This is a genomic window from Flavobacterium sp. GT3R68, from assembly GCF_007109225.1.
Classification (GTDB): domain Bacteria; phylum Bacteroidota; class Bacteroidia; order Flavobacteriales; family Flavobacteriaceae; genus Flavobacterium.
On record NZ_VJZK01000039.1, the window covers coordinates 1 to 1,107 of the forward strand.

1 protein-coding gene and 1 pseudogene are annotated in these 1,107 nt (G+C 37.9%); both read left to right on the forward strand.

Going from position 1 to position 1,107, the window contains the following annotated elements; all coding sequences use genetic code 11:
- A partial coding sequence (locus FNW07_RS13700) for an efflux RND transporter permease subunit (protein WP_144265656.1) occupies nucleotides 1–926 on the forward strand: 926 nt, incomplete at its 5' end.
- Nucleotides 916–1,107 (forward strand): annotated as a pseudogene (locus tag FNW07_RS13705) (efflux RND transporter periplasmic adaptor subunit); the annotation flags it as partial. The gene FNW07_RS13700 and the pseudogene FNW07_RS13705, both read left to right, overlap by 11 nt.

Genomic DNA, 1,107 nt, shown 5'->3' on the forward strand with positions numbered 1-1,107 from the left:
CCGAAAAAAATACCTGGATTGATGAAAAAGCAGGATTGTCCTATAATGTTCAAGTTCAGGTTCCTCTAAACAAAATGAAAAGTATAAATGATTTGAGAGAAATTCCACTGCTTAAAAATGCATCACGGCCGGTTTTAAGTGATGTTGCTAAAATTACATCCTCACACACTTATGGAGAGAATGATAATATCGGAGCCATGCCCTATATTTCAGTAACCGGAAATATTGATCACACTGATTTAGGAACTGCTTCCAAAGCCGTGCAGAAAACAATTGAATCTTTAGGAAAACTTCCAAGAGGATTGTCCATTAAGCCTATTGGCCTAAGTAAGGTTTTATATGAAACAATGAGCAGTCTCCAAACGGGCCTATTACTTGCTATTGTAGTTATTTTTCTGATGCTTTCGGCTAATTTCCAGTCTTTCAAAATTTCATTAGTCATCCTAACAACTGTTCCTGCCGTGGTTTTAGGCTCTTTAGCACTACTCCTTATTACAGGTTCTACTCTAAATTTACAATCATATATGGGGATTATCATGTCAGTTGGAGTTTCTATTGCCAATGCCGTTTTACTCGTTACTAATGCTGAACAACTGCGAAAACACAACGGCAATGCACTACAGTCTGCACGTGAAGCCGCTTCTCTGAGGCTTCGTCCTATTATTATGACTAGTGTAGCAATGATTGCCGGAATGCTTCCGATGGCAATCGGACATGGTGAAGGCGGTGATCAGGTTTCTCCATTGGGAAGAGCCGTAATCGGAGGATTATTATTTTCCACTTGTACAGTACTGATTATTTTACCATTAATTTTTTCCTGGGCACAAGGTAAAGCTTCTGTACAATCTATATCCCTAGATCCGGAAGACAAGGAAAGCAAACATTATATATCATCTTTACATTTACACCAACAAAATGAAAAATAAATTATTAAAAACATCGATTTTATTTTTAGTGCTGACAAGTACTTTAATTGGCTGCAATTCTGAAAAGAAAGAAATTGTAACTATAGATACCGCTCCGGCTATGGAAATCTTTACCATCAGCAAAGAAAAACTAGCTACCGAACTCCGTATTCCGGCTGAACTGACCGGTTTTCAACAAGTG